The organism is Streptomyces sp. NPDC111520, from assembly GCF_055635295.1.
In genome coordinates, this window is sequence record NZ_JBVKBW010000002.1 from 293,629 (window position 1) to 316,470 (window position 22,842).

Below are 22,842 nucleotides of genomic sequence, written 5' to 3' on the forward strand. Positions count from 1 at the left end.
CGGTCAGCCCCCGCCCTCGCGCTCGCCCGCCTCGGCGCGCAGCGCCTGCCGTAGCCGGTGGGCGGCGCGGCGGTCCTCGTCGGAGGCGTCGGTGACGTCCAGGAAGATCTGGTCCAGTTCGGGGAACTCCCCGGCCAGCGAGCGCTTGATGCGGACCGCGGCCTCCTCCACCGTCTCGCTGTCGATGCCCTCGGTCAGGTCGACCCGGGCGGCCAGCAGCACCGAGTCGATGCCGAGGCGCATCGTCAGCAGCGCGGTGACGGTGTCGATCTCCGGCTGCCGGGTCAGCAGTTCGTGCGCCCGCTGCCGCAACCTGGGGTCGGCGGCCTCGCCGATGAGGGTGTCCCGGCAGTCCTTGCCGAGCCGGTAGGCGACGTACATCAGCAGGGCGGCGATCGCCAGGGACGCGTACGCCTCCCAGGTCCGGTCGCCGGTGGTCCAGTGCAGCACGACGCCGGCGAGGGCGAGCAGCACGCCGAACACCGCGGCGCTGTCCTCGGCGAGCACGGTGCGCAGGGTGGGGTCCTCGCCCTCGCGCAGTTCGGTGCGGAAGGGGCGGTCGTGCTCGCGGGCCCCGGAGCGCACCTGCACAAGTGCCTTGACCAGGGAGGTCCCCTCGGCGAGCAGGGAGACGACCAGGACGGCCGCCGCGATCAGGAAGGCCCGGGTGGTGTGCGGCTCGCTCTCGTGGAACGCGTTCACACCCTGGTAGAAGGAGAAGCAGCCGCCCATCACGAAGATCCCCACGGCGGCCAGCAGCGACCAGAACCAGCGCTCCTTGCCGTAGCCGAAGGGGTGCCGTGCGTCCGGACTGCGCCGGCTGCGGCGCAGCGCGGCCAGCAGGAACACCTCGTTGAGCGTGTCGGCCACCGAGTGCGCCGCCTCCGAGAGCAGCGCCGGTGACGTGGTGAGCAGCCCGCCGACCGCCTTCGCCACGGCGATCACCAGGTTCGCGGCGAGGGCCACGAAGACGGTCGCCTTGGTCTGCTTGTCCTTCCCCATGGGGAGCGTGTGCCCCGCGACGCGCCGCTCAGTGGTGGAAGGCGGTGGGTGCCTCGCCGGGCGGGTGGAGCGGGTGGTCCTGGGCGCGCAGCTGCGGGAGGTAGCGCTCCAGGTCGGCGAGGAAGAGGTCGGCGAGGTCCTCGGAGAAGCCGTTGCGGACGACGATGCGCAGCACCGCCAGGTCCTCGCGGTCCGCCGGGTAGGTGTACGCGGGCACCAGCCAGCCGCGCTCGCGCATCCGCCGGGAGACGTCGAAGACGTCGTACGCGGTGACGTGGTCGGCGGTGGTGAAGGCGAAGACGGGGAGCTGGTCGCCGCGGGTGATCAGCCGGAAGTCACCGCACTCCTCGATCCGCGAGGCCAGGTAGGTGGCCACGTCACGGGCGGTCTGCTGGACGGTGCGGTAGCCGTCCCGGCCCAGCCGCAGGAACGTGTAGTACTGCGCGACGACCTGGGCGCCCGGCCGGGAGAAGTTGAGGGCAAAGGTCGGCATGTCGCCGCCGAGGTAGTTGACCCGGAAGACCAGTTCCTCGGGCAGCGCCTCGAGGTCCCGCCACAGCGCCCAGCCGACGCCGGGGTAGACCAGCCCGTACTTGTGGCCGGAGGTGTTGATCGAGGCCACCCGGGGCAGCCGGAAGTCCCAGACCAGGTCCTCGTCGAGGAAGGGGGCGATCATGCCCCCGGAGGCCCCGTCGACGTGGACGGGGATGTCGAGCCCGGTCCGTTCCTGCAGGGCGTCGAGGGCGGCGCAGATCTCGGACACCGGCTCGTAGGACCCGTCGAAGGTCGAGCCGAGGACGGCCACGACCCCGATGGTGTTCTCGTCGCACATCGCGACGGCGGTGTCCGGCTCCAGGTGCAGCCGGTCGCCCTCCATCGGCACCAGGCGCGGCTCGACCTCCCAGAAGTTGCAGAACTTCTCCCAGCAGACCTGGACGTTGGCGCCCATGACCAGGTTGGGCCTGGCGCCGTCCGGGTGGCGGTCGCCGGACCGCCTCGGCCAGCGGCGCTTGCCGGACGCGCCGCCGGAGCGGTCGGCGGCGCGCTTGGTCCAGCGGCGCTTGAAGGCCATCCCGGCGAGCATGCAGGCCTCGGAGGAGCCGGTGGTCGAGCAGCCGATGGCGCTCTCCGGGTCGGGGGCGTGCCACAGGTCGGCGAGCATCGCCACGCAGCGCCGCTCCAGTTCGGCGGTGCGCGGGTACTCGTCCTTGTCGATCATGTTCTTGTCGAGGCACTCGCCCATCAGCACCCCGGCCTCGGGCTCCATCCACGTGGTGACGAAGGTGGCCAGGTTGAGCCGGGCGTTGCCGTCGAGCATCAGCTCGTCGTGCACGAGCTGGTACGCCGTGGCGGGTGCCATCGGGCCGTCGGGCAGCCGGTGCTTCGGTGGTGCCGCGCGCATCCCGGCGACCGGGTCGGCCCCCGCGTAGAAGGGGTTCACGGCGAGCTTCGGCAGGCCCTCGGCACCTTTGTGGAGCGACATACCGTAACGATAAGGGTGAAATCAGTCACCGGCAGGTCGGCGACGGGCGGCCGGCGGCCCGGGGAGCCCGGACCGCCGGCTCCTGCCGGGGCGCCGGTCAGCCGGCCGAGGACAGCGACAACTTCGCCGCGAAGCCCAGGAAGAGCGCTGCGGCACCCGAGGTCAGCCCCGCCGCCAGGCGCTTGCGGCGGCGGAACTGGGCGGCCAGGTAGGTGCCGCCGAAGATCAGCAGCGTCAGGTAGCAGAAGCTGAAGACCTGGGCGATGGTGCCCAGCGCCAGGAAGGACAGCGCGGGGTGGGCGTAGCCCGGGTCCACGAACTGCACGAAGAAGGAGATGAAGAAGAGGATCGCCTTGGGGTTGAGCAGGCTTATCACCAGCGCGCGCCGGAAGGGCTGTTCGGCGTCCGCCACCTCCTCGGCCGCGGCGGCCACCGCCGCCGGCTCCACGCTCCGGGACCGCCACATGCCCCAGGCGGCCCGCGCCATGCCGAAGGCGATCCACGCCAGGTAGCCGGCGCCCGCGTACTTGACGATGCCGAAGAGCACGGCGTTGGCCTTGAGCAGCCCGGCCACGCCCGCCGCCGAGGCGGTCATCAGCACGGTGTCGCCGAGGAAGACGCCCAGGGCCGCGCGGTACGCCGTCCGGACGCCGCGGCGCGCCGCGACGGAGAGCGTGTACAGCGAGTTCGGCCCGGGCAGCAGCACGATCAGTACGGTGCCCAGCACGTACGTCGACAGGTCGGTGATTCCCAGCATGCGCACCAATATGGCACTTGCACCTCACGTGGCGTGAGGCCGGAGGGTGTGGTCATGAACACGAGCACGGGCTACCCGGTCGGGCAGGTGGCGGGCTTCGCCGGCGTGACCGTCCGGACGCTGCACCACTACGACGAGATCGGACTGCTCTCGCCCAGCGCCCGCAGCCACGCGGGTCACCGGCGCTACAGCGACGCCGACCTCGACCGGCTGCAGCAGATCCTCTTCTACCGGGAGCTCGGCTTCCCCCTGGAGCAGGTGGCCGCCCTCCTCGACGACCCGGACGCGGACCCGCGGGAGCGCCTGCGGCGCCAGTACGAACTGCTGACGGCGCGGATCGGGAAGCTGACGGAGATGGCCGACGCCGTCCAACGAGCCATGGAGGCACGCACGATGGGCATCAACCTCACGCCCGAGGAGAAGTTCGAGGTCTTCGGGGAGTACGACCCCGACCAGCACGCCGAGGAGACCCGGCAGCGCTGGGGCAACACCGAGGCGTACGAGCAGTCGCAGCGCCGGGCCGCCTCCTACACCAAGGAGGACTGGCTGCGGATCAAGGCCGAGCAGGAGGACTGGGGCGCCCGGCTGGTCGCGCTCCGCGGGTCCGGCGCCCCGGCCGACGGCGAGGCCGCGATGGACCTGGCCGAGGAGCACCGGCAGTTCATCGTGGACCACTACTACGACTGCGGTTACGAGATCCACACCGGGCTCGCCCGGATGTACCTGGACGACCCGCGCTTCAACGCCTTCTACGAGGCGATCGCGCCGGGCACCGCCCGGTACGTCCACGACGCGATCATGGCCAACGCTAGGCGTGCCGGGGCGTGATCACCGCAGCGGTGCCGTAGGCGCACACCTCGGTGCCGACGTCGGCGGCCTCGCTGACGTCGAAGCGCATCATCAGCACCGCGTTGGCGCCGCGCGACTGCGCCTGCTCCACCAGCCGCTCCATCGCCTCGGTGCGGGTCTGGGCCAGGGTCTTGGTGAGTCCCTTCAGCTCGCCGCCGATCAGGGACTTCAGGCCCGCGCCGATCTGGCTGCCCAGGTGGCGGGAGCGCACGGTGAGGCCGAAGACCTCACCGATCACCCGCTCGATCCGGTAGCCCGGCACGTCGTTCGTGGTGACCACCAGGACGGCGGACCGGGGCGACTGTCCGCCGCCGTACTCGTCGATACCCATACCGGCATCGTCGTCCCGTCGCCGTCGTCCCGCGCGGTTCAGTACTCCAGGTGCGGTGCCCGCTCGGGGGCGGGGCAGATCCGGTGGCCCGCGTGGTCGAAGACGTACAGGTGCGCCAGGTCGACCAGCAGCGGCACGTGCTGTCCGGCGCGCAGCCGCAGGTCGGGCCCGGTGCGCACCACCAGGTCCCCGCCCCCGGTGGCGGACCCGGTCTCCGGGCGCGGTGCCGGACGGTCCAGCACGGCCGTCCGTCCCTGGCCCGAGACCCGCGCGGCGGCCTTCTGCACCAGCCGGCCGAGGCCGGCCGTGCCGCCCTGCCGGGACGCCGCCCGGGAGCGCTGCCGCGCGCCGCCCGGCCGTGCGGACTCCAGCTCGGGCACGACGGCCGGCCGTGCGCCGGTGTCCAGGTGCACCAGCGACTCGTGGCCCTGGTACTCCACGTGCTCCACGACGCCGCTGAGCACCACCTCCCCGGGCCGGGCGCCGCTCGGCCGGTCGATGCGCACGGCCTCCGAGCGCAGGCCGACGATGACCGGCCGGCCCTGCTGGATGCGGAGCATCTGGTGGTCCCGGCTCAGCGGCTGCGGGAGGACGAGCCGCTGCCGCCCCAGGTCGATCCACATCCCGCCGTCCAGCGCGGCGACCACGGTCGCCTCCATGAGGTTGATCCTCGGGGTGCCGATGAAGGCGGCGACGAACACGTTCTGCGGCAGGTGGTACGCCTCCCGCGGGGTGCTCACCTGCTGCAGCACCCCGCTGCGCATGATCGCCACACGGTCGCCCAGCGACATCGCCTCGGCCTGGTCGTGCGTGACGTACACCGTCGTCACGCCCATGCCACGGGTCAGCCGGGCGATCTCGGCGCGCAGGTGCGAGCGGAGCTTGGCGTCGAGGTTGGACAGCGGCTCGTCCATCAGGAAGACGGACGGGTGCCGCGAGATGGCCCGGCCCATGGCGACCCGCTGCCGCTCGCCGCCGGACAGCTGCCCCGGGTAGCGGTCGAGGATGTCCTCGATGCCGAGCGTCCGGGCGGTCTCGGCGACCCGGGGCCCGGTGTCCTGCCCGGGCATCTCGAAGCGCAGCGGGAAGCCGATGTTCTCCCGGCTGGTCATGCTCGGGTACAGGGCGAAGTTCTGGAAGACCATGGCCATCCGCCGGTCGCCCGGCCCCAGGTCGTTGGCGTACTCGCCGTCCAGCAGCAGCTCACCGGAGGTGATGTCCTCCAGCCCCGCGATCATGCGCAGCACCGTGGACTTGCCGCAGCCCGAGGGGCCGAGCAGCACCAGGAACTCGCCGGGGGCGATGTCCAGGGAGAAGCGGTCCACGGCGCGCACGCCGCGGGCGTAGGTCTTCGAGACGTCGTGCAGTGAGATGGCGCGAGTCATGTGGGTTCCGCCGGATCATGATGATTCAGGAGTGACGGGCGACTTGCGGTGTTGCACGGTGAAACGCTTGGGAGGAACGTAGCCGAGCGTTCCCGGGCTGGGAACGGTTCGGTCGCGACCGCGTTGATACTTTTGGCGCGTGACGACTATCGCCCTGGGCCCGCAATGGCTCGACCCCGATTACCTCATCTCGTCAGCGGGCCTGATCGGCCTGCTGGCGATCGTCTTCGCCGAGTCGGGTCTGCTCATCGGCTTCTTCCTGCCGGGTGACTCCCTGCTCTTCACCGGCGGCCTGCTGGTCGCGGGCGGCAAGCTCGACTATCCGATCTGGCTGGTCTGCGTGCTGGTCTGGATCGCGGCCGTCGCCGGCGACCAGGTGGGCTACCTCTTCGGTCGGAAGGTCGGTCCCTCGCTCTTCCGGCGCCCGGACTCCCGGCTCTTCAAGCAGGAGAACGTCGAGAAGGCCCACGACTTCTTCGAGCGGCACGGTGCCAAGTCGATCGTGCTCGCCCGCTTCGTCCCGATCGTGCGGACCTTCACGCCGGTCATCGCCGGCGTCAGCCGCATGAACTACCGCGTCTTCGTGACGTACAACGTCATCGGCGGCCTGCTGTGGGGTGTCGGTGTCACGCTGCTCGGCTACTGGCTGGGGCAGATCGCCTTCGTCCACGAGCACATCGAGCTGATCCTCATCGCGATCGTGCTGCTCTCGGTCGTCCCGATCGCCATCGAGTTCCTGCGGGCCCGCTCGGCCTCCCGGAAGGCGGCGCCGCTGCCCGGGGTGGACGCGTACGACGCCGGGGCCGCGGATGCCGACGGAGACGCCGGCCAGCCGCCGCTCCAGCGCGGCAACGGCGGGCGCCACCGCGCGAACCGCCGTTAGCCGACGGAGGGAGTGGGCAGTCGTCCCGCTGTGCCGAGGCCTGTCGTCACATGAGCTCCCCCAGCTGCCGCTGGGAGGTGCCCCCACCGCCCGGAGGGCGGGCCCCACGGCTCCCCCGGCTTGCGCCGGGAGGTGCCCCCAGGTGCGGTGCATCGCAAGGCGGAGAGTCGTCCTCGTAGTGGGCTACTCGGACGATTCGACAACGCAGCGTGGGGGCACCTCCCAGCGGAGCTGGGGGAGTGCCGTGCCAGGCGCTGTGGGGCAGGCGCGCATGTGACGACAGGCCGAGGGGGGAGGGTGTCCGCACCCTCCCCCCTCGGCGCACCACCCGGCACCCGTAGCGATCACGCGCCGAAAGGAGGATCCCGTGGCGCATCCCAAGGAGCCCGAGCAGCAGCAGCCCGGCGGTTCGGAGTTCACGCCGCCCCTGGGCGTCGAGCTGCCCCGGCCGGAACCGCAGGGTTCCGCCTTCTCCCGCCCGGGGACGCGGACCTCCCCGCAGCTGTCCCACCCGGCCTTCACGCCCCCCGAGGGCATCCCGGTCGTCAGCCTCTCCAAGGAGACCCCCTGGCCCGACCGGATGCGCACGATGCTGCGCATGCCCGTCGGAGAGCGCCCGGCCCCCGAGCAGCCCGCCCGGCGGCCGGAGGCGGAGGCCGGCCCGCCGGTGCCGCGCGTGCTGGACCTGACGCTGCGCATCGGTGAACTGCTGCTCGCCGGCGGCGAGGGCGCCGAGGACGTGGAGGCCGCGATGCTCGGTGTGGCCCACGCCTACGGTCTGGGCCGGGTCGAGCCGACCGTGACGTTCACGCTGCTGGGCATCTCCTACCAGCCCTCGCTGGTGGACGCCCCGGTCACCGCCAACCGCACGGTGCGCCGCCGGGCCACCGACTACACCCGCCTCGCGGCCGTCTTCCGGCTGATCAACGACATCACGGCGGCCGACCTCACCCTGGAGGACGCCTACCGGCGGCTCGCCGAGATCCGCCGCAACCGGCACCCGTACCCGGGCTGGCTGCTCACCGTGGCGGCCGGGCTCCTGGCGGGCGCGGCGAGCATGCTGGTCGGCGGCGGCGGTCCGCTGGTCTTCGCGATCGCCGCGCTCGGCGCCATGCTGGGCGACCGGCTGGCCTGGCTCTGCGCCGGGCGCGGGCTGCCGGAGTTCTACCAGTTCGTCGCCGCGGCGATGCCGGCCGCCGTGATGGGCGTGCTGGTCGCCCGGTTCGGCCAGCACCTGCCCGGTACGAGCACCCTGCAGGCCTCGGCGGTCATCACCGGTGGCCTCTTCGCCCTGATCCCGGGACGGGCCCTGGTCGCGGCCGTCCAGGACGGCCTGACGGGCTTCTACATCACCGCCTCCGCGCGCCTGCTGGAGGTGATGTACCTCTTCACCGGCATCGTCGTCGGCGTGACGCTGATCCTCTACGCGGGGGTGAGCCTGGGTGCCGTGCTCGACCCCGACCAGGCCTTCCGGGCGTACGAGAACCCGCCGGTGCAACTGGTCGCGGCGATGGTGCTGAGCCTCGCCTTCGCCGTGCTGCTGCAGTGCGAGCGCGGCGTGCTGGTGGTCGCCGCGCTCAACGGCGGGGTCGCCTGGACGGTCTACGCGGCGCTGCACCAGGACGGCATCGGCGTCGGCATGTCACCGGTCGCGGCCACCGCCGTCGCCGCCGGACTGGTGGGCCTCTTCGGCCAGGTGCTCGCCCGCTACCGGCACGCCTCCGCGCTGCCGTACGTCACGGCGGCCATCGGCCCGCTGCTGCCGGGCTCCGCGACGTACTTCGGGCTCCTCGGGCTGACCCGCGGTCACCTGGACCAGGGATTCGCCTCGCTGACGAAGGCGGCGGCGCTGGCGCTGGCCGTGGCCATCGGGGTGAACCTGGGAGGCGAGATCGCGCGGTTGTTCATCAAGCTGCCCGGTGGCGTCGACCAGGCACGACGCCGCGCGGCGGCCAAGCGCACCCGCGGTTTCTGAGCCTTCCGGACGCCGCCGCCTCGCCGTCGGGCGGTCGTACGGGCAACCTGATGTTAACTGTCCGTATCGTGGTCGTAGTTGACTGTAATCGGTTTTAGGGGTTTCACTTCACCAACTGGAGTCCGTTCCAGGGCAAACCCCGACCTTTCGGAGGCATGGAGCCTTGGCTGACGAGCACCTGAGCCCGCTGGACCTCGCGTTCTGGAACCTGGACTCGCCGGGCCACCCCATGCACCTGGGAGCGGTGGCCGTCTTCGACCGCGACCCGGAGCGCCCGGTCGACGCCGACGGGCTCGCCGCGCTGCTCACCGCCCGTGCCGAGGCCGTGCCGCGGATGCGGCAGCGCGTGAAGGACGTCTGGTACGGCGTCGGGGGCGCCGCCTGGGCGGTCGACGAGCACTTCGACGCGCGGCACCACGTCCACGCCGTACGTCGTGCCGACGCCACGGCGGCCGTCGCCGAGCTGATGTCCCGGCCCATGGACCGCCACCGGCCGCCGTGGGAGGTCTACGTCATCGAGGGCGCCCCCGACGCGCCCTTCTCCGTCCTGGTCAAGCTGCACCACGCCCTCGCCGACGGGCTGCGCGCCGTGGAGTTCGGCGCCGCGCTGCTCGACCAGGGGGCCCGCACCCCGGCGGCCGCGCCGGCCCGGGCCGGCGCCACCGCTCCCGCGGCCGCGCCGCAGCGCTCCGCCGTCGAGGCCGACGCCGCGGCCGCCGTACCGGCCCAGGTCCGGGGGCCCGGCATCCACCTGCCCGCGCTGCCGCTGCCCGATCCCCGGCAGGTCGTCGCCTCCCTGCCGGACCGGGTGCGCGAGGCCGGGCGCGCCCTGGGCATCGGCTCGGCCGTGCTGCGCGCCTCCCTCGACCCCGGCGGTCCCGCCGCGCTGGGTGCGGTCTGGACGCCCGGCGGCGCCGAACGCCGCTTCGCCACCGCCTCCCTCGACGTCGACGACCTGCACCAGGTCCGCAAGACCAGCGGCGGTACCGTCAACGACGTCGTCATGGCCGTCGTGGCCGGCGCGCTGCGGCGCTGGATGGAGGCCCGCGGCGACGACCCGGCGGGCCCGGGGCCGCGCGCCCTGATCCCCGTGGCGCGGCGCCGCCGCCGGGGTGTGCGCGGCGGCCGGGGCAACCGCATCTCCGGCTACCTGCTGCGGCTGCCGGTCGGCGAGCCCGACCCGCTCGCCCGGCTGCGCGACGTGCGCGCGGGCATGGACCGCAACAAGGACGCCGGCCCCGACACCGGCCCGGGCGCCGTCGCCCTGCTGGCCGACAGCGTGCCGCCGCTCGCGCACCGCTTCGCCGCCCCGCTGCTCGCCGCCTCCGCGCGACTGCTGTTCGACGTGCTGGTCACCAACGTGCCGATGCTCGACGTGCCGCTCACCCTGGACGGCTGCCGCATGACGGAGCTCTACCCGATCGCCCCGCTCGCCCGCGGCCAGTCCCTCGCGGTCGCCTGCTCCACGTACCGCCGCCGGGTCCACATCGGGCTGCTCGCGGACGCGCGGTCGCTGCCGGACGCCGACACGCTGGCCGCCGCCCTGCACGGCGCGCTGGCCGAGCTCCTCGACGCCTGCGGATGAGGCCGCCGCGGACGCGTGAGGGCGGCGCGCCCCGGCAGGGAGCGCGCCGCCCTCACGTCGGCGGGAGCCGGCGGGTCAGTGACCGCCGTGCTCCTTCAGGCGCTTGTAGGACGCCTCGATCTCGGCCTCGGCCTCGGCGCGGCCCACCCAGTTGGCGCCCTCGACGGACTTGCCGGGCTCCAGGTCCTTGTAGACCTCGAAGAAGTGCTGGATCTCCAGGCGGTCGAACTCGGAGACGTGGTGAATGTCACGCAGGTGCTCGACCCGCGGGTCCGAGGCGGGCACGCACAGCAGCTTGTCGTCGCCGCCGGCCTCGTCCGTCATGCGGAACATGCCGATCGCGCGGCAGCGCACGATGACGCCGGGGAAGGTCGGCTCGTCGAGCAGCACCAGGGCGTCCAGCGGGTCGCCGTCCTCGCCCAGGGTGTTCTCCACGAAGCCGTAGTCGGCCGGGTAGACCGTCGAGGTGAACAGGTGCCGGTCCAGGCGGATACGACCGGTCTCGTGGTCCACCTCGTACTTGTTGCGGGAACCCTTCGGGATCTCGATCGTTACGTCGAACTCGAGCACAGCCTGTCCTCCATGATCAGCACATACTTCTGGTGATTAAGTGTCTCCCACGCTTGTGTGTGGTCGCGAAAGGGGCTGGTCCGGGGTGCCCGTTCCGAAGAACTGGCAGGTGGTGGCAGGGTCGGCTGCCGCAGGATTTGCCGTGGCGCTGACGGCCGTGGCCGCAGCGGGACCGTGGGAGTCAGGTCAGCGTACGGCCGAACGGGCGATCGCCGCCTCCCGGGAGGGCCAGGGGAAGCAGGCGCGTCCCCACAAGAAGGGCGGCGCGGGAGGCCACAAGGGGGCGGTCGCGCCGGTGCCGCCCGCCGCCCCGGAGGTGCTCAGCGCCGTGTCCGGGACGCAGGGGGCGCCGCTGCCCACCACCTCCGGACTGGCCGGGCGGCTCGGCCCGTTGCTGCACGACCGCGCGCTCGGCACCCTGACGACGGGCGCCGTCGTCGACGCCGTCTCGGGCCGGAAGGTCTGGGGGCAGGGCCCCGCCACGGCGGCCGTCCCCGCCTCCACCACCAAGGTCGCCACGGCCGTCGCGGCCCTTTCGCTCCTCGGGCCCGACCACCGGCTCACCACCTCCGTGGTCGCCGCCGGCAAGGACCGCGTCGTGCTCGTCGGCGGCGGCGACCCCACCCTCACCGCCCGCGCCGAGCCCGGCGGCGGCTGGACCGCGGCCTCCCTGCGCACCCTCGCCTCCGACACCGCCCGCGCGCTGCGCGCCAAGGGCGTCCGCTCGGTGAAGCTCACGTACGACACCTCGCTCTTCACCGGGCCCGCCGTCCACCCCATCGGGCACAACGAGAACATCGCGCCCGTCACCGCCCTGATGGCCGACGAGGGCCGCAGCGACGGCAAGAGCGTCAAGGGCCCGGTGGCCCGCCACTGGGACCCGGCCACCAAGGCGGCGGCGGCCTTCGCGGACCTGCTGCGCAAGCGCGGCGTCAAGGTCGACGGCGCGGTGAAGGCCGGCAAGGCGCCCTCGCGCGCGCACGCGGCCGACCGGCTGTCGGAGGTGCGGTCCGCGCCCCTCGCCGACCTGGTCGAGCGCATGCTGACCAACAGCGACAACGACATCGCCGAGGCGCTGGCCCGGCACACCGCCCTCGCCGCGGACCGTCCGGGGTCCTTCTCCGGCGGCGCCGAGGCCGTCCGCTCGGCACTGCGTGAGCTCGGGCTCCCGCTCAAGGGGGCCCGTTTCACCGACGGCAGCGGGCTCAACCGCGCCGACCACCTCACGGCGGAGCAACTGGCGCGGATGCTGGCCCTGGCGGCCGACCCCGACCACCCCGAGCTGCGCCCCGTCCTCACCGGGCTGCCCGTCGCCGGCTTCACCGGGTCCCTGCGGGAACGCTTCACCACGGCGGGCGGGGGCGCCGGCCTCGTCCGCGCCAAGACGGGGACGCTCACCGGGGTCAACGCCCTCGCCGGGACCGTGGTGGACGCGGACGGCCGGCTGCTGACGTTCGCCTTCCTGACCAACGGCACGACCGACACCGTGGCCGCGCAGTCCGCCCTCGACCGCCTCGCCGCGGAACTCGCCACGTGCGGCTGCCGCACGTAGCGGCTGCGGGGAGTGTTCGTTGCCCGTGCCCCCGCGAGGAACGCTCCCGGGGAAGGGGACAAGCACGTACCGTGAAGGAATGACGAGCATCGGTGGTGCGGAGATGGTCGACTGGAACCTCGCGGTCGCGACCGCGACCCGCTTCGTGCGGCCCGGCCCCGAGGTGAGCCGGGACGAGGCACGTGCGGTCGTGGCGGAACTGCGGCGGCACGCAAAGGAGTCGGAGGCGCACGTCCGGGCGTTCACCAGGATGTTCGGCGACCAGGAGGACCCGGCCGACACCGGGACGCCGGTGCTGATCGTGGACCGCCCGGGGTGGATCAAGGCGAACGTCGCCGGCTTCCGCGAGGTGCTGAAGCCGCTGCTGGACAAGATGCAGGCCCGCAAGCCGGGCGGCCCCGGCGGTGCCGTGCTGGGCACCGTCGGCGGGAAGGTGACCGGGGTCGAGGTCGGGATGCTGCTGAGCTTCCTGGCCTCGCGCGTACTGGGCCAGTACGAGACCTTCGCCCCCGCGAGCCGTGACATGCCCGCCGGTCCCGCGGCGCCCGGGCCGGGCGAGCCGCGCACCGGGCGGCTCCTGCTGGTGGCCCCCAACATCGTCCACGTGGAGCGCGAACTCGACGTGGACCCGCATGACTTCCGGCTGTGGGTGTGCCTCCACGAGGAGACCCACCGCACCCAGTTCACGGCCGTGCCGTGGCTGCGGGACCACATCGAGCAGGAGATCCAGGCCTTCCTCGGCGAGACGGAGATCGACCCGTCGACGCTGATCGAGCGGCTGCGCGAGGCCTTCCAGGCGTTCTCCTCCGGCAGCCGCCCGGACGCGGAGGAGGCGTCGGTCGACGCCGACGGCGACGAGGGCCGCAGCCTGATCGACCTGGTGCAGACGCCGAACCAGCGGGAGATCCTGGGCCGGCTGACCGCGGTGATGTCCCTGCTGGAGGGGCACGCCGACTACGTGATGGACGGCGTGGGCCCGGACGTCGTGCCCTCCGTGGCGGAGATCCGCGAGAAGTTCCAGCGCCGCCGTCAGAGCGGCGCGGGGCGGCTGGACATGGCGCTGCGCAAGCTGCTGGGGCTGGACGCCAAGCTGCGGCAGTACCGTGACGGCGAGCGTTTCGTGCGGGCCGTGGTGGACGATGCCGGGATCGACGGCTTCAACCGGATCTGGACCTCGCCCAACACCCTGCCCACCAAGCAGGAGATCGCCAAACCCGCGGACTGGGTGGCACGGGTGCACGGGCGGAGCGAAACCTGAGTCGACCCGGGGCACAGCAGGCCCCGGGGGCCTCCCGGTTCACCCGTCCGAGGGACCGTGGGCGCAGGGTAAGCGTGCGATGCTCGAGTATCGCACGCTGTCTGTCACCATCTAGCTACCCTGCGTCATCTTCTCCGTCCCGACGCCTCCCCCAGCCTCTCCAGGAGGGAAACCGGACATGGGTCCCCACCCCGCGGTCGCGGCGATACGCCTGGCGGTCCGCCGCGTACTCCAGGACGTCCTGACCGACCACCCCGGCGGCAGCCCGCTCGTGCTGGCCGCCTGCAGCGGCGGAGCCGACTCGATGGCCCTCGCCACCGCCCTCGTCTTCGAAGCGCCCAAGCTCGGCGTCCGGGCCGGCGCCGTCACCGTCGACCACGGCCTGCAGGACGGCTCGGACGCCCGCGCCGTCGACGTCGCCGACCGCCTGCGCGGCCTCGGCCTCGACCCGGTCGACGCCGTCGCGGTCACCGTGGGCCGGCAGGGCGGCCCGGAGGCCGCCGCGCGCGACGCCCGGTACGCGGCGCTCGACTCGGCCGCGGAGCGGGCCGGCGCCGCCGCCGTGCTGCTCGGCCACACCCGCGACGACCAAGCCGAAACGGTGCTGCTCGGGCTGGCCCGCGGCTCCGGCATCCGGTCGCTGTCCGGCATGCCCGCGGTCAACGGCCGCTACCGCCGCCCCTTCCTGCTGCTGGACCGGGACACCGTGCGCAAGGCCTGCCTCGTGCAGGGCATCGACGTGTGGGAGGACCCGCACAACCACGATCCCGCCTACACCCGCTCCCGGGTCCGCCACGAGGCGCTGCCGGTGCTGGAGAAGTCCCTGGGCAAGGGCGTCGTGGAGGCGCTGGCCCGTACCGCCCAGCTCTCCCGGGACGACGCCGACGCCCTCGACCAGTGGGCGGCGCAGGCCGAGCGGACGGCCGCCGACGCCGACGGCGGGCTGGACGTCGCCCGGCTGCTGACCCTTCCCGCCGCCGTGCGCCGCCGGGTGCTGCGCCGGGCGGCCGTCGCGGCGGGCTCACCCGCCGGTTCGCTCTTCGCCCGGCACATCGAGGAGACCGACCGCCTGCTCACCGGGTGGCGGGGGCAGAAACCGCTCAATCTACCCGGCGGCGTCGTCGTCGGCCGGCGGAATGGCAGACTGTTCTTCCAGGCCCTGTAGACCGAGCCGGAAGTTGTGCGGGTGAACGAGAACGACATGGGCACCGACCTCGAGAAGGTGCTCATCTCCAAGCAAGAGATCGACGCCAAGCTGGCGGAGCTGGCTGCGCAGATCGACAAGGACTACGAGGGCAAGGACCTGCTGATCGTCGGCGTCCTGAAGGGCGCCGTCATGGTGATGGCGGACCTCGCGCGGTCCCTGTCCTCCCAGGTCACCATGGACTGGATGGCGGTGTCCTCGTACGGCGCGGGCACCAAGTCCTCCGGTGTCGTGCGGATCCTCAAGGACCTGGACACCGACATCGCCGGCCGGGACGTCCTGATCGTCGAGGACATCATCGACTCCGGTCTGACGCTGTCCTGGCTGATCAGCAACCTCGGCTCGCGCCGTCCGGCCTCGCTGGAGGTCTGCACGCTGCTGCGCAAGCCGGACGCGGCCAAGGTGGAGATCGACGTGAAGTACGTCGGCTTCGACATCCCCAACGAGTTCGTGGTCGGATACGGTCTGGACTTCGCGGAGAAGTACCGGAACCTGCCGTTCATCGGCACCCTTGCGCCGCACGTGTACGGCGGCTGAGGCTCCGGGAACCCCGACGCCCTCCTCCGCGTTGGAGGGTGGTAACGCTGTTTGTTTACGGTCTCCGGCGACTTCGGGTGACAATGCTGGGGTACCGTCCGAAGGTCGGTTCATACACCGGATGCACCGGCGGCCCCCAGGCCGCGGTGCCTCACTGTGGCAGGAGGGACGGGGCGTGATCGCCCCGCATGGATGGACGTGAAGCGCTATTTCCGTGGGCCAGTCATGTGGATCGTGCTGGCTGTCCTCGCCGTGGTCGTTTTGATGCAGGTCGTCGGCTCGTCCGGTGGCTACAAGACGGTGGACACCGGCCAGGCCATTGAGGCCATCAACAGCAACCAGGCCAAGTCCGCCGAGCTGACCACCGGCGACGAGAACACGATCAAGGTCGAGCTCAAGGACGGCGCCAAGGTAGGCGGCGAGGATCTGGGCTCCAAGATCAAGGCGAGCTACATCGGCGACCAGGGCGTCGACGTGGCCAAGATCCTTCAGGCCAAGGTCGACGACGGCAACAAGACCACGCTGCCCGACGGCTACACCGTCGCGCCCTCGAAGCAGAACGCCTTCGTCGGCATCCTGCTGTCGTTGCTGCCGTTCGTCCTCATCGTCGTGGTCTTCCTGTTCCTGATGAATCAGATGCAGGGCGGCGGCTCCCGGGTGATGAACTTCGGGAAGTCCAAGGCCAAGCTGATCACCAAGGACACCCCGAAGACCACCTTCGCGGACGTCGCGGGCTCGGACGAGGCCGTCGAGGAGCTCCAGGAGATCAAGGAGTTCCTGCAGGAGCCGGCGAAGTTCCAGGCCGTGGGCGCCAAGATCCCCAAGGGCGTGCTGCTCTACGGCCCGCCCGGAACGGGCAAGACCCTGCTCGCGCGCGCCGTCGCCGGCGAGGCGGGCGTCCCGTTCTACTCGATCTCGGGTTCCGACTTCGTCGAGATGTTCGTGGGTGTCGGCGCCTCGCGTGTCCGCGACCTGTTCGAGCAGGCCAAGGCGAACGCCCCGGCGATCGTCTTCGTCGACGAGATCGACGCCGTCGGCCGGCACCGCGGCGCGGGCCTCGGCGGCGGTCACGACGAGCGCGAGCAGACGCTGAACCAGCTGCTCGTCGAGATGGACGGCTTCGACGTCAAGGGCGGCGTGATCCTGATCGCCGCCACCAACCGCCCGGACATCCTGGACCCGGCGCTGCTGCGCCCGGGCCGTTTCGACCGGCAGATCGCCGTCGACCGCCCCGACCTGCAGGGCCGCCTGGAGATCCTCAAGGTCCACCAGAAGGGCAAGCCGGTCGCCCCGGACGTCGACCTCAAGGCCGTCGCCCGCCGCACCCCCGGTTTCACCGGTGCGGACCTGGCGAACGTCCTCAACGAGGCGGCGCTGCTCACCGCGCGCAGCGACAAGAAGCTGGTCGACAACGCGATGCTGGACGAGGCCATCGACCGCGTCGTGGCCGGCCCGCAGAAGCGCACCCGGATCATGTCCGACAAGGAGAAGAAGATCACCGCGTACCACGAGGGCGGTCACGCCCTGGTCGCCGCGGCTTCTCCGAACAGCGACCCGGTGCACAAGATCACGATCCTGTCGCGTGGCCGGGCCCTCGGCTACACGATGGTCCTGCCGGACGAGGACAAGTACTCCACCACCCGCAACGAGATGCTCGACCGGCTCGCCATGACCATGGGCGGCCGCGCGGCGGAGGAGCTGGTCTTCCACGACCCGACCACGGGTGCCGCGGACGACATCGAGAAGGCCACCACCACGGCCCGCGCGATGGTGACGCAGTACGGCATGACCGAGCGGCTGGGCGCGATCAAGTTCGGGACGAGCGACGGGGAGCCCTTCCTCGGCCGTGAGATGTCCCACCAGCGCGACTACTCGGAAGAGGTCGCCGGGCTGGTCGACGAAGAGGTCAAGAAGCTCATCGAGACCGCGCACAACGAGGCGTGGGAGATCCTGGTCGAGAACCGCGACGTCCTCGACAACCTGGTTCTGGCCCTCCTGGACAAGGAGACGCTGAACAAGGAGGAGCTCGCGGAGATCTTCAAGCCGATCGTCAAGCGCCCGCCGCGTCCGGCCTGGACGGGTTCCTCGCGGCGTACGCCGTCGACCCGCCCGCCGGTGCTCTCGCCGCGTGAGCTCGCCCTGACCAACGGCACCCAGCCGACGGCCAACGGCAGCGCCACCGCGTCGCTGAGCAAGCCCGCCGAGACGGTGGAGCTCCCCGAGGAGCCCAACCCCGAGGCCTGAGACCTCGGACGTGGCCTTGGTCACGGACATCGGAATGCGTGCCGCGCCCCCCAGGTTTCCTATCCTGGGGGGCGCTGCGTTTCCGCGGTTCCCGCGGCACACGCATCCGGTACGCAAGAGGAACGAGGCACACATGACCGACCCGGTGACCCTTGAGGGCGACCTGCGCCCCGTCGGTGAGTTCGACGAGAAGCGTGCCGAGAACGCGGTCCGTGAGCTGCTGATCGCGGTCGGCGAGGACCCCGACCGCGAGGGGCTGCGGGAGACGCCCGCGCGGGTGGCCAGGGCGTACCGGGAGATCTTCGCCGGGCTCTACCAGGAGCCCGAGGACGTCCTGACGACCACCTTCGACCTCGGTCACGACGAGATGGTGCTGGTCAAGGACATCGAGGTGCTGTCGAGCTGCGAGCACCACCTGGTGCCGTTCGTGGGCGTCGCCCACGTCGGCTACATCCCCTCGACGGACGGCAAGATCACCGGTCTGTCGAAGCTGGCCCGGCTGGTCGACGTCTTCGCCCGCCGCCCGCAGGTGCAGGAGCGGCTGACCACGCAGATCGCCGACTCGCTCATGCGGATACTCGAACCGCGCGGCGTGATCGTGGTCATCGAGTGCGAGCACATGTGCATGACGATGCGCGGGGTCCGCAAGCCCGGCGCGAAGACCATCACCTCGGCGGTGCGGGGCCAGCTGCGCGACTCCGCGACCCGCGCCGAGGCGATGAGCCTGATCATGGCCAAGTGACCTGAGGGGCCGCGGCCCCCGGCCGTCCCGGCCTATGTGCCCGTTCCCCGCCCGGCGACGGAACCCGCACGGCGGAGTTCACGTCCTACAGGGCGCAAATCTCCGACGAGAGTGGGGCGTGCGGGGTGATCCGCACCGCCGGGGCGTGGTGAGCGATGTCTGTCGTGGCAGAGGAAGATCCCGCCGTCCGGGTTCCCCGGGACAGGGTGCGGCGGCTCCCGTGGGCGATGCCGGCCTCCGCCGCGCCCCGCGTGGTGGGGACGGCCTGCGCGCTGGTGGGGCTGCTGGACCTCGCCGCGGCGGTGTTCCCCGGGTTCCGCCACAGCCGGATGCACGTGCTCGCCGGCGTCGTCCCGGGGACGGTCACCTCGGTGGCCGCGGCGGCCGGCGTGGTCACCGGCATCCTGATGCTGATGCTGGCGCACGCCCTCAAGCGGGGGAAGAGGCGTGCCTGGCGGGCGGCCGTGCTGCTGCTGCCGGTGGCCGCGGTGGCGCAGGTGCTGCACCGGCACTCGCTGGGCGGGGCCTTGCTGTCGACGGTCCTGCTGACCCTGCTGATCCGGTACCGGACGGAGTTCTCGGCGCTCGGCGACCCGCACACCCGGCTGCGGGCGGTCGCGGCCTTCGCGGGGCTGGGCGGGCTCAGCCTGGTGGTGGGGCTGGCCGTCGTCAGCGCCCACCCGGCGGCGGAGACGGGCGACCCGACGTGGGCGCAGCGGTTCACCGAGGTGCTGTACGGGCTGTTCGGCTTCGACGGGCCGGTCGGCTACGCCACCGGCCAGACGTCCGACGTCGTCGCGTACTCGCTGGGCGGGCTGGGCTTCCTGACCGTCGCCACCACCGCCTACCTGGCGCTGCGCCCGGCCCACCCGGTCGCCGAGCTGACGGGCGCGGACGAGGAGCGGCTGCGGGCGCTGCTGCGGCGCCACGGGGCCCGCGACTCCCTCGGGCACTTCGCGCTGCGCCGGGACAAGAGCGTGGTCTTCTCGCCGAGCGGCAAGGCGGCGGTCTGCTACCGGGTGGTGTCGGGGGTGATGCTGGCCAGCGGCGACCCGATCGGCGACGTGGAGGCCTGGCCCGGGGCGATACAGCGCTACATGGCCGAGGCACGGGCGCACGCCTGGATCCCGGCGGTGATGGGCTGCAGCGAGACCGGCGGCGAGGTGTGGACCCGGGAGACCGGTCTCGACGCCCTGGAGCTGGGCGACGAGGCCGTCGTGGAGACCTCCTGCTTCTCGCTGTCGGGGCGCGCGATGCGCAACGTGCGGCAGATGGTCAAGCGCACCGAGCGCGCCGGCTACGTGTGCCGGGTGCGGCGGGTGGCGGAACTGGGCGAGGAGGAACGCGAGGCGGTCCGCCGCGCGGCCGACGCCTGGCGCGGTACGGACACCGAGCGGGGCTTCTCCATGGCGCTGGGCCGGTTCGGCGACCCGGCGGACGAGGAGTGCGTGGTGGTGACGGCGCACGACGCGCAGGACGCGCTGCGGGCGGTGCTGCACTTCGTGCCCTGGGGCGAGGACGGCATGTCGCTCGACCTGATGCGGCGGGACCGGTCGGCCGACCCCGGGCTCAACGAGCTGCTGATCGTGGCGGCGCTGGGCGAGGCGCCGCGACTGGGCGTGCGGCGGGTCTCGCTGAACTTCGCGATGTTCCGGTCGGCGCTGGCCCGCGGGGAGCGGCTCGGCGCGGGGCCGGTGCTGCGGAGCTGGCGGGGGCTGCTGGTCTTCCTGTCGCGGTGGTTCCAGATCGAGTCGCTGTACCGGTTCAACGCCAAGTTCCAGCCGGAGTGGCTGCCGCGGTTCCTGGTCTTCCGGGCCACCGGCGACCTGCCCCGGATCGGCCTGGCCGCCATGCGGGCCGAGGGATTCGTCACCCTGGCCCTGCCCGCGTGGGCCTCCCGGCGCCTGCGGTGAGCACCCCGTTCTAGGCTGAGCCCATGGGTACGATGCGCGGCCACGTGGCCGGATTGCCGTCCTGGGACCGGTGCGCGGTCATGGGCGTGGTGAACGTCACGCCGGACTCGTTCTCGGACGGCGGCGAGTGGTTCGACACCGAGCTCGCGGTCAAGCACGGCCTGGACCTCGTGGCGGCCGGTGCCGACCTGGTGGACGTGGGCGGTGAGTCGACCCGTCCGGGCGCGGCGCGGGTGGACGAGGCGGAGGAGCTGCGCAGGGTGGTCCCGGTGGTCCGCGAGCTGACCAGGGCCGGGGTCGTGGTGAGCGTGGACACGATGCGGGCCGTGGTCGCGGAGAAGGCCGTGGAGGCGGGCGCGGTCCTGGTCAACGACGTGAGCGGCGGCCAGGCGGACCCGGCGATGATCCCCGTCGTCGCGGCGACGGGCAGCCCGTTCATCGTGATGCACTGGCGGGGCCAGAGCATCGACATGAACAACCGGGCGGTCTACGGGGACGTCGTGGCCGAGGTCACCGACGAGTTGCGGCGCAGCTTCGACCACGCGGTGGCGGGCGGCGTCGACCCGGAGCGGATCGTCCTCGATCCGGGCCTGGGCTTCGCGAAGAACGCCGAGCACGACCTGACCCTGATCGCCCACGTCGAGGACCTGCTGGCGCTGGGCCGCCCCCTGCTGATCGCGGCCTCCCGCAAGCGGTTCCTGGGCCGGGTGCTGGCCGGCGAGGGCGGCGATCCGCCCCCGGCCAGGGAGCGTGACGCCGCGACGGCCGCCGTCACCGCCATCGTGGCGGGGCGCGGCGCCTGGGCGGTCCGGGTGCACGAGGTGCACGACAGCGCCGACGCCGTGCGGGTCGCACGGGCACTGGAGGGGGCACGATGACGCCGCGCACGGCCGAGGCCGCACGGGTCGAACAGGCGAACCAGGCGTTCTACGACGCCGTGGAGCGGTCCGACCTGGACGCGCTGGAGGAGCTGGTCCTGACGGGTCCGCTGGCGGAGACGGTGTCCGTCGTGCACCCGGGCTGGCCGGTGCTGCGGGGGCGCCGCGAGGTGATGCGCTCGTACGCCCTGATCATGGCGAACACCGAGTACATCCAGTTCTTCCTGACCGACGTCGAGGTGGCGGTCGACGGCGACACCGCCCTGGTGACCTGCACCGAGAACATCCTCACCGGCGGCCCCGCCGAGGAGGAGGGCGAGATGGGCTCCCTGGTGGGCGGCCTGGTGGTCGCCACGAATGTGTTTCGGCGCACACCGGAGGGCTGGCGGCTGTGGGTGCACCACGGCTCGCCGGTCATGGCCGACGGGATCGACGAGGACGCCGCGGAGGACGCCGACAACGGCGGCGAGGGGTCAGCCTGAGGCCTTCTGACCACCCGTTCGTGCCAAGAAGTGGCAAGAAGTGGTGAAGGCCGGAGTAGGCCGTTCCGTCCCGGGGTAATCGCGGGGCGGTCGCTCGCTCGCTGCCCGGTACTGGGGAGTGTCGGCGGTCGAAGGTAGATTCGAGTGAGGGCGGTGCGGCCCTCCCCTCCCGCTGGGCGGGCGGACCGCGCCCACCCGTCCGTACGTCGACCAGCGGGAGTGAATCGTGGATCGTGTCGCGCTGCGCGGCCTGAAGGCCCGCGGGCACCACGGCGTGTTCGAACACGAGCGCCGCGAGGGCCAGGACTTCTTCGTGGACCTCGTCCTCGGCCTGGACACCGCTCCCGCCGCCGCCACGGACGACCTGACCAGGACCGTGCACTACGGCATCGTGGCCGAGGAGGTCACCGCCGTCGTCGAGGGCGAGCCCGTGGACCTGATCGAGACCTTGGCCCAGCGGATCGCCGACCAGGTGCTCGAGCACGACCTGGTCCAGGAGGTGGAGGTCACCGTGCACAAGCCACAGGCCCCGATCACCGTCCCGTTCACCGATGTGTCCGTCACCATCACCCGGAGGCGCCCGTGAGCTACGACCCCACCGTGCAGCCGGTCCCGGCCTCCGTCGTCGCGCAGGTCGACGCGGCGGACTCGACGCTGCAGAACCCGAAGTTCGCCGTCATCTCGCTGGGCAGCAACCTCGGCAACCGCCTGGAGACGCTGCAGGGCGCCGTGGACGCGCTGGAGGACACCCCGGGCCTGCGGGTGAAGAAGGTCTCCCCGGTGTACGAGACGGAGCCCTGGGGCGTCGAGCCCGGCTCGCAGCCCAACTACTTCAACGCCGTGGTCCTGGTCAGGACGACGCTCCCGCCCTCCTCGCTCCTGGAGCGCGGCCGGGCGATCGAGGACGCCTTCGCCAGGACGCGCACCGAGCGCTGGGGTCCGCGCACCATCGACGTCGACATCGTGGCCTACCAGGGTGTCGTCTCCGACGACCCGGAGCTGACGCTGCCGCATCCTCGGGCGCACCAGCGGGCCTTCGTGCTGGCGCCGTGGCTCGACATCGACCCCGCGGCCGAGCTGCCGGGCCAGGGACCGGTGGCGGGTCTGCTGGCGGGCGTCGGCCGCGAGAGCGTGTGGGCCAGGGGCGACGTGGAACTCAGGCTGCCGGAGTAATCGTTACGATCCCGTCAGTACGTTCGTCGATGTGATGTG

Annotated in this window: 21 protein-coding genes; 15 read left to right on the top strand and 6 right to left on the bottom strand. The window is 72.3% G+C overall.

What is annotated here, in order from left to right:
* Window positions 1-3: 3 nt before the first annotated feature.
* From ACZ7MY_RS05365 to leuE, 3 genes are all read right to left on the bottom strand, one after another.
* On the bottom strand, window positions 4-1,002 hold the full coding sequence (locus ACZ7MY_RS05365) for a cation diffusion facilitator family transporter (protein ID WP_499599751.1): 999 nt from the start codon (window positions 1,000-1,002) through the stop codon (window positions 4-6).
* Window positions 1,003-1,030: 28 nt separating this feature from the next.
* On the bottom strand, window positions 1,031-2,485 hold the full coding sequence (gene gad / locus ACZ7MY_RS05370) for a glutamate decarboxylase (RefSeq protein ID WP_499599752.1): 1,455 nt from the start codon (window positions 2,483-2,485) through the stop codon (window positions 1,031-1,033).
* 97 nt (window positions 2,486-2,582) lie between these two features.
* Window positions 2,583-3,242 (bottom strand): leucine efflux protein LeuE, encoded by a 660-nt coding sequence (leuE, locus tag ACZ7MY_RS05375; protein WP_499599754.1) that lies wholly within the window; start codon window positions 3,240-3,242, stop codon window positions 2,583-2,585.
* Window positions 3,243-3,296: 54 nt separating this feature from the next.
* On the opposite strand from leuE, the gene ACZ7MY_RS05380 reads away from it, so the two are divergent.
* On the top strand, window positions 3,297-4,070 hold the full coding sequence (locus tag ACZ7MY_RS05380) for a MerR family transcriptional regulator (protein WP_499599756.1): 774 nt from the start codon (window positions 3,297-3,299) through the stop codon (window positions 4,068-4,070).
* Here the strand turns inward: ACZ7MY_RS05380 and ACZ7MY_RS05385 are convergent.
* Together ACZ7MY_RS05385 and ACZ7MY_RS05390 are read right to left on the bottom strand one after the other, a co-directional pair.
* Window positions 4,051-4,422 (bottom strand): YbjQ family protein, encoded by a 372-nt coding sequence (locus tag ACZ7MY_RS05385; RefSeq protein WP_499599758.1) that lies wholly within the window; start codon window positions 4,420-4,422, stop codon window positions 4,051-4,053. The two genes, ACZ7MY_RS05380 and ACZ7MY_RS05385, sit on opposite strands and share 20 nt — an antisense overlap.
* A gap of 38 nt (window positions 4,423-4,460) precedes the next feature.
* Window positions 4,461-5,807, bottom strand: a complete 1,347-nt coding sequence (locus ACZ7MY_RS05390) for an ABC transporter ATP-binding protein (RefSeq protein WP_499599760.1) — start codon at window positions 5,805-5,807, stop codon at window positions 4,461-4,463.
* 139 nt (window positions 5,808-5,946) lie between these two features.
* On the opposite strand from ACZ7MY_RS05390, the gene ACZ7MY_RS05395 reads away from it, so the two are divergent.
* From ACZ7MY_RS05395 to ACZ7MY_RS05405, 3 genes are all read left to right on the top strand, one after another.
* Complete coding sequence (locus ACZ7MY_RS05395) at window positions 5,947-6,690, top strand: DedA family protein (RefSeq protein WP_499599762.1); 744 nt, start codon at window positions 5,947-5,949, stop codon at window positions 6,688-6,690.
* Window positions 6,691-7,057: 367 nt separating this feature from the next.
* Window positions 7,058-8,665 (top strand): threonine/serine exporter family protein, encoded by a 1,608-nt coding sequence (locus ACZ7MY_RS05400; RefSeq protein WP_499599764.1) that lies wholly within the window; start codon window positions 7,058-7,060, stop codon window positions 8,663-8,665.
* A gap of 163 nt (window positions 8,666-8,828) precedes the next feature.
* Window positions 8,829-10,250 (top strand): wax ester/triacylglycerol synthase family O-acyltransferase, encoded by a 1,422-nt coding sequence (locus tag ACZ7MY_RS05405; protein WP_499599765.1) that lies wholly within the window; start codon window positions 8,829-8,831, stop codon window positions 10,248-10,250.
* A 75-nt stretch (window positions 10,251-10,325) separates the two neighbouring features.
* Here the strand turns inward: ACZ7MY_RS05405 and ACZ7MY_RS05410 are convergent, their stop codons facing one another.
* Window positions 10,326-10,820 (bottom strand): inorganic diphosphatase, encoded by a 495-nt coding sequence (locus tag ACZ7MY_RS05410; RefSeq protein ID WP_431959297.1) that lies wholly within the window; start codon window positions 10,818-10,820, stop codon window positions 10,326-10,328.
* A gap of 142 nt (window positions 10,821-10,962) precedes the next feature.
* Between ACZ7MY_RS05410 and dacB the strand changes: the two genes are divergently transcribed.
* From dacB to folK, 11 genes are all read left to right on the top strand, one after another.
* Window positions 10,963-12,372, top strand: coding sequence for a D-alanyl-D-alanine carboxypeptidase/D-alanyl-D-alanine endopeptidase (dacB, locus tag ACZ7MY_RS05415; RefSeq protein WP_499599767.1), 1,410 nt, complete (start codon window positions 10,963-10,965; stop codon window positions 12,370-12,372).
* A 79-nt stretch (window positions 12,373-12,451) separates the two neighbouring features.
* Window positions 12,452-13,630 (top strand): zinc-dependent metalloprotease, encoded by a 1,179-nt coding sequence (locus ACZ7MY_RS05420; protein WP_499599769.1) that lies wholly within the window; start codon window positions 12,452-12,454, stop codon window positions 13,628-13,630.
* Window positions 13,631-13,808: 178 nt separating this feature from the next.
* Window positions 13,809-14,795, top strand: coding sequence for a tRNA lysidine(34) synthetase TilS (gene tilS, locus ACZ7MY_RS05425; protein ID WP_499599771.1), 987 nt, complete (start codon window positions 13,809-13,811; stop codon window positions 14,793-14,795).
* 36 nt (window positions 14,796-14,831) lie between these two features.
* Window positions 14,832-15,371: a hypoxanthine phosphoribosyltransferase gene (gene hpt, locus ACZ7MY_RS05430; RefSeq protein WP_499516875.1), complete on the top strand. Its 540-nt coding sequence runs from the start codon at window positions 14,832-14,834 to the stop codon at window positions 15,369-15,371.
* Window positions 15,372-15,563: 192 nt separating this feature from the next.
* Complete coding sequence (gene ftsH / locus ACZ7MY_RS05435; protein WP_499599772.1) at window positions 15,564-17,615, top strand: ATP-dependent zinc metalloprotease FtsH; 2,052 nt, start codon at window positions 15,564-15,566, stop codon at window positions 17,613-17,615.
* Window positions 17,616-17,748: 133 nt separating this feature from the next.
* Window positions 17,749-18,357 carry a GTP cyclohydrolase I FolE gene (gene folE / locus ACZ7MY_RS05440; protein ID WP_499599774.1) on the top strand — a complete coding sequence of 203 codons (609 nt, stop codon included), beginning with the start codon at window positions 17,749-17,751 and terminating at the stop codon, window positions 18,355-18,357.
* 155 nt (window positions 18,358-18,512) lie between these two features.
* Window positions 18,513-20,270, top strand: a complete 1,758-nt coding sequence (locus ACZ7MY_RS05445; RefSeq protein ID WP_499599776.1) for a phosphatidylglycerol lysyltransferase domain-containing protein — start codon at window positions 18,513-18,515, stop codon at window positions 20,268-20,270.
* Window positions 20,271-20,293: 23 nt separating this feature from the next.
* Complete coding sequence (gene folP / locus ACZ7MY_RS05450; protein WP_499599778.1) at window positions 20,294-21,148, top strand: dihydropteroate synthase; 855 nt, start codon at window positions 20,294-20,296, stop codon at window positions 21,146-21,148.
* Window positions 21,145-21,630, top strand: a complete 486-nt coding sequence (locus ACZ7MY_RS05455; protein WP_499599779.1) for a nuclear transport factor 2 family protein — start codon at window positions 21,145-21,147, stop codon at window positions 21,628-21,630. The genes folP and ACZ7MY_RS05455 overlap by 4 nt, the downstream gene beginning before the upstream one ends.
* Before the next feature lie 226 nt (window positions 21,631-21,856).
* Window positions 21,857-22,216 (top strand): dihydroneopterin aldolase, encoded by a 360-nt coding sequence (gene folB / locus ACZ7MY_RS05460; protein ID WP_499599780.1) that lies wholly within the window; start codon window positions 21,857-21,859, stop codon window positions 22,214-22,216.
* Window positions 22,213-22,803 carry a 2-amino-4-hydroxy-6-hydroxymethyldihydropteridine diphosphokinase gene (folK, locus tag ACZ7MY_RS05465; protein ID WP_499599782.1) on the top strand — a complete coding sequence of 197 codons (591 nt, stop codon included), beginning with the start codon at window positions 22,213-22,215 and terminating at the stop codon, window positions 22,801-22,803. Before folB ends, folK begins: the two co-directional genes overlap by 4 nt.
* Window positions 22,804-22,842 lie beyond the last annotated feature (39 nt).